The sequence below is a fragment of the Oryzihumus sp. genome, assembly GCF_036391795.1.
Lineage (GTDB): Bacteria > Actinomycetota > Actinomycetes > Actinomycetales > Dermatophilaceae > Oryzihumus.
Map to the genome: position 1 here is coordinate 1 of NZ_DASVZH010000006.1, position 4,330 is coordinate 4,330.

A 4,330-nucleotide genomic window follows, 5' to 3' on the forward strand; every position below is an offset into this window, starting at 1 on the left:
AGCGCGACCGGGTCGACCTCGGCATGGGCCTCGGCGGCGCGGGCAGCGGGCTTGCGCCGCGCGCCGGCGCGCACGAGCTCCAGCTGCTCCCCCGCAGCCGGCGGACCCGCCGCGCCCTCACTCGTCATACGGCACTTCTACCGCACGGCGCCGACGCACCCGGACGCGCCATGCCCGCCGGCCGGGCGGGGAGACGACGCTGCCCCCGGCCCGCGGTGGCGGGACGGGGGCAGCGGTGGCCGGTGCGGCTCAGATCGCGGCGCGGAGCTTCTCGACGCGGTCGGTGCGCTCCCAGGTGAAGCCGCCCTCCAGGCCCGGGGCGGAGGTGCGACCGAAGTGGCCGTAGGCCGCGGTGGGCTGGTAGATGGGGCGGAGCAGGTCGAGCTCGTCGATGATCGCGGCGGGGCGCAGGTCGAACGTGGAGTCGATCGCGCGCTGGATCTTGTCGAGCGGCACGGTCTCGGTGCCGAAGGTCTCGACGTAGAGGCCGACCGGCTGGGCCTTGCCGATGGCGTAGGCGACCTGGACCTCGCAGCGCTTGGCCAGGCCGGCCGCGACGACGTTCTTGGCCACCCAACGCATGGCGTAGGCCGCGGAGCGGTCCACCTTGCTCGGGTCCTTGCCGGAGAAGGCGCCACCACCGTGACGGGCCATGCCGCCGTAGGTGTCGACGATGATCTTGCGGCCGGTCAGGCCGGCGTCGCCCATCGGGCCGCCGATCTCGAACCGGCCGGTCGGGTTGATCAGCATGCGGTAGTCGGACACGTCCAGGTCGGTGCCGGCGGCGACGAGCTCGTCGAGGACCGGCTTGATGACGTGGGCGGCGATGTCGGGCTCGAGCATGCCCTCGAGGGACACGTCCCCGGCGTGCTGGGTCGAGAGGACCACGGTGTCGAGCTTGACGGCCTGGTCGCCGTCGTAGCCGATGGTGACCTGGGTCTTGCCGTCGGGACGCAGGTAGGCCAGCTCACCGGACTTGCGCACGGTGCTGAGGCGCTCGGAGAGCCGGTGCGCGAGGAAGATCGGCAGCGGCATGAGCTCGGGGGTGTCCTCGCAGGCGTAGCCGAACATCAGGCCCTGGTCGCCCGCACCCTGCTTGTCGAGCGGGTCGACACCGCCGGTGCGGTTCTCGTGGGCCGTGTCGACGCCCTGGGCGATGTCGGGCGACTGCTGCCCGATGGAGATCGACACCCCGCAGGAGCGGCCGTCGAAGCCCTTGAGCGAGGAGTCGTAGCCGATGCCCACGATCGTGTCGCGCACGATGCTGGGGATGTCGACCCAGCCGGTGGTGCTGACCTCGCCGGCCACGTGCACCAGGCCCGTGGTCACCATGGTCTCGACGGCGACGCGGGCGTTCCTGTCCTGCGCGAGCATCGCGTCGAGGATCCCGTCACTGATCTGGTCGCAGATCTTGTCCGGGTGACCCTCGGTGACGGACTCGGAGGTGAAGAGGCGTGACACGTGATTTCTCTCCTTGGTGCAGCGGCTGCTGGCTGACGGTTGGCGGAGTCTAACCCGCCCTACAGACGGGACTGGATGACGTCCCAGAGCGTGGCCGCCACCGCCTCCTTGGGCGCGGGACCGGCCAGCACGGGTTCGGCGCCGTCGCGCTGGAGGATGTGGACGGTGTTGTCGTCCTGGCCGAACGCCTTGCCCGGGCCGACCTCGTTGACGACGAGCACGTCGCAGCCCTTGCGCTCGAGCTTGGCCCGGGCGTGGTCCATGACGGTGCCCGACTCGTCGCCGGTCTCGGCGGCGAACCCGACGATGACCGGCGAGGAGGCCGCAGCGCGCGCCTGCACCAGCTCGGCAAGGACGTCGGGGTTGCGGACCAGCTCGATCACCGGCGCCGACTCGTCGCCGCCGGGCACGTCGGGGTCGTGCGACTTCTTGATCTTGGACGCGGAGTAGTGCGCCGGGCGGAAGTCCGCGGGCGCGGCGGCCATGACGACCACGTCGGCCTCCTTGGCCGCGGTGGTCACCGCCTCGCGCAGCTCGAGGACCGTCTCCACCGGTACGACGTTCACGCCGGCGGGCACCGGCAGGTCGGCGTTCGCGGCGACGAGGGTGACCTCCGCCCCGCGGGCTGCGGCCACGGCGGCGATGGCGAAGCCCTGCTTGCCCGAGGAGCGGTTGCCGAGGAAGCGCACCGGGTCGATCGGCTCGCGGGTGCCACCGGCGCTGACCACGACCCGGCGCCCGGCCAACGGCAGGTCCGACGCGACCGCGCCGGTCGCAGACGGCTCCCCCGTGCCGGGGACGGCACCCGCGGCGGCGCCGGCCGCGGCCAGCAGCTCACGGCACACGGCGAAGATGTCCTCCGGCTCGGGCAGCCGGCCCGGACCGGTGTCGGCACCGGTGAGCCGCCCGGAGGCCGGCTCGATGACGTGGACCCCGCGCGAACGCAGGGTCGCGACGTTGGCGCGGGTGGCCGCGTGCTCCCACATCTCGGTGTGCATCGCCGGGGCGAGCACCACCGGGCAGCGCGCGGTGAGCAGCGTGTTGGTCAGCAGGTCGTCGGCCAGGCCGTGCGCCGCCCGCGCGAGCAGGTCGGCGGTGGCCGGGGCCACGACCACGAGGTCGGCCTGCTGGCCGAGCCGCACGTGCGGCACCTCGTGGACGGCGCTCCAGACGTCGGTCGCGACCGGCTTGCCCGACAGCGCCGCCCAGGTGGGGGCGCCGACGAACTCGAGCGCGGCCGCGGTCGGCACGACGGTGACGTCGTGGCCGCTCTCGGTCAGCAGGCGCAGCAGCAGGCACGCCTTGTAGGCGGCGATCCCGCCGCTGACGCCCAGGACTACTCGCACGCGGCGCTCCTGCCGACCGGGGACGGGGTGCTCAGCCCTCGGTGGGCTGGGAGCTGAGCAGGCCGTCGTTGATCTCGCGCAGGGCGATCGACAGCGGCTTCTCGTGGACCTGGGTCTCGACGAGCGGGCCGACGTACTCCAGCAGGCCCTCGGAGAGCTGGGAGTAGTAGGCGTTGATCTGCCGGGCGCGCTTGGCCGAGTAGATGACCAGGGCGTACTTGGAGTCAGCAGCCTCGAGCAGGTCGTCGATCGGCGGGTTGGTGATGCCCTCGGGGGCAGCAACGGTTCCGGACACGGTCAGTTCTCGTTTCGTCGGGGGTGAGGTGCGAGGGATCCGGTGGAAGCGGTGGATCGCATCAATGATACGAGTTCCTCGCTCGCGTGCCGAACCTCGTCGTTGGTGATGATGACGTCGAACTCGCGGGCGGCGGCCAGCTCGTGCCGCGCCGTGGTCAGCCGGACCTCGCGCTCCTCCTCGGTCTCGGTGCCGCGGCCGACGAGCCGGCGCACCAGCTCGTCCCAGCTCGGCGGCTCGAGGAAGACGAACAGCGCCTCGGGCATCGTCTGGCGCACCTGGCGCGCGCCCTGCAGGTCGATCTCCAGCATCGCCGGCCGGCCCGCCGCGATCGCCTCCTCGACGGGGCGCCGCGGCGTGCCGTACTTGGCCCGCCCGTGGACGACGGCCCACTCGAGGAACTCGCCGGCCTCGCGCAGCCGCTCGAACTCGGCGTCGTCGACGAAGTGGTAGTGCACGCCGTCGACCTCACCGGGCCGGGGGGTGCGGGTCGTCATCGACACCGACAGCCACACCTCGGGGAAGTGCTCGCGCACATAGGCGGCGACCGTGCCCTTGCCCACCGCGGTGGGTCCGGCGAGGACGACCAGCCGGCTGCTGTGCTCCGTCATCGGTGCGGTGTCGGGTCGAGCCGTCAGGCTCAGGACTGCTCGAAGCGCTCGAGCAGCGCCGCGATCTGGTTGGCGCCCAGGCCACGGACGCGGCGGCTCTCGGAGATGCCGACCTCCTCCATGATCTGGCGGGCGCGCACGCGGCCGACGCCGGGCATCGACTCCAGCAGGGCCGAGACCTTCATCTTGCCGACGATGTCGTCCTTCTTGCCGTCGGCGATGACCTCGGACAGGGAGCCCTGGGCGTACTTGAGGCGGTTCTTGACGGCCGCACGCTCCCGGCGTGCCTTGGCGGCCTTCTCGAGGGCCTCGGCGCGTTGTTCCGGCGTGAGCGGGGGAAGGGCCACGTCAGTCTCCTCGGGGGTGGTTTCGGATGTCCATGGCAGCTGCCGCAACCGGTTCGACCGGGCGGCAACGGGTGGTCAGGAACCTAGCGAAGCGGCCCGTGACCTGCAACGAGGGGGTGTGTCCCCCGCCCGCGGGACCATCAGGTAATGGGGCCGCGGGCGGTGCGAGGCACCTCACGTCGGCGCTGCCCGTGCCGCGCAGGCCGGCGGGGCGCCTCAGGGGCGCAGGTCGGCTGCCAGGCGCGCGGCCGTATCGCGCGCCGCCGCGGC

General features: G+C 72.6%; 5 protein-coding genes. All 5 read right to left on the minus strand.

Annotated features, from left to right (window positions below):
- Window positions 1-249 precede the first annotated feature (249 nt).
- From metK to mihF, 5 genes are read right to left on the minus strand one after another with little or no spacing between them, the layout of a single operon-like run.
- Complete coding sequence (gene metK / locus VF825_RS00335; RefSeq protein WP_331108920.1) at window positions 250-1,461, minus strand: methionine adenosyltransferase; 1,212 nt, start codon at window positions 1,459-1,461, stop codon at window positions 250-252.
- A 59-nt stretch (window positions 1,462-1,520) separates the two neighbouring features.
- Window positions 1,521-2,807, minus strand: a complete 1,287-nt coding sequence (locus tag VF825_RS00340) for a bifunctional phosphopantothenoylcysteine decarboxylase/phosphopantothenate synthase (RefSeq protein WP_331108922.1) — start codon at window positions 2,805-2,807, stop codon at window positions 1,521-1,523.
- 31 nt (window positions 2,808-2,838) lie between these two features.
- Complete coding sequence (rpoZ, locus tag VF825_RS00345) at window positions 2,839-3,102, minus strand: DNA-directed RNA polymerase subunit omega (RefSeq protein ID WP_331108924.1); 264 nt, start codon at window positions 3,100-3,102, stop codon at window positions 2,839-2,841.
- Between the two features lie 2 nt (window positions 3,103-3,104).
- Complete coding sequence (gmk, locus tag VF825_RS00350) at window positions 3,105-3,713, minus strand: guanylate kinase (protein ID WP_331108925.1); 609 nt, start codon at window positions 3,711-3,713, stop codon at window positions 3,105-3,107.
- Window positions 3,714-3,742: 29 nt separating this feature from the next.
- Window positions 3,743-4,060 carry an integration host factor, actinobacterial type gene (gene mihF, locus VF825_RS00355; protein ID WP_141788611.1) on the minus strand — a complete coding sequence of 106 codons (318 nt, stop codon included), beginning with the start codon at window positions 4,058-4,060 and terminating at the stop codon, window positions 3,743-3,745.
- Window positions 4,061-4,330 lie beyond the last annotated feature (270 nt).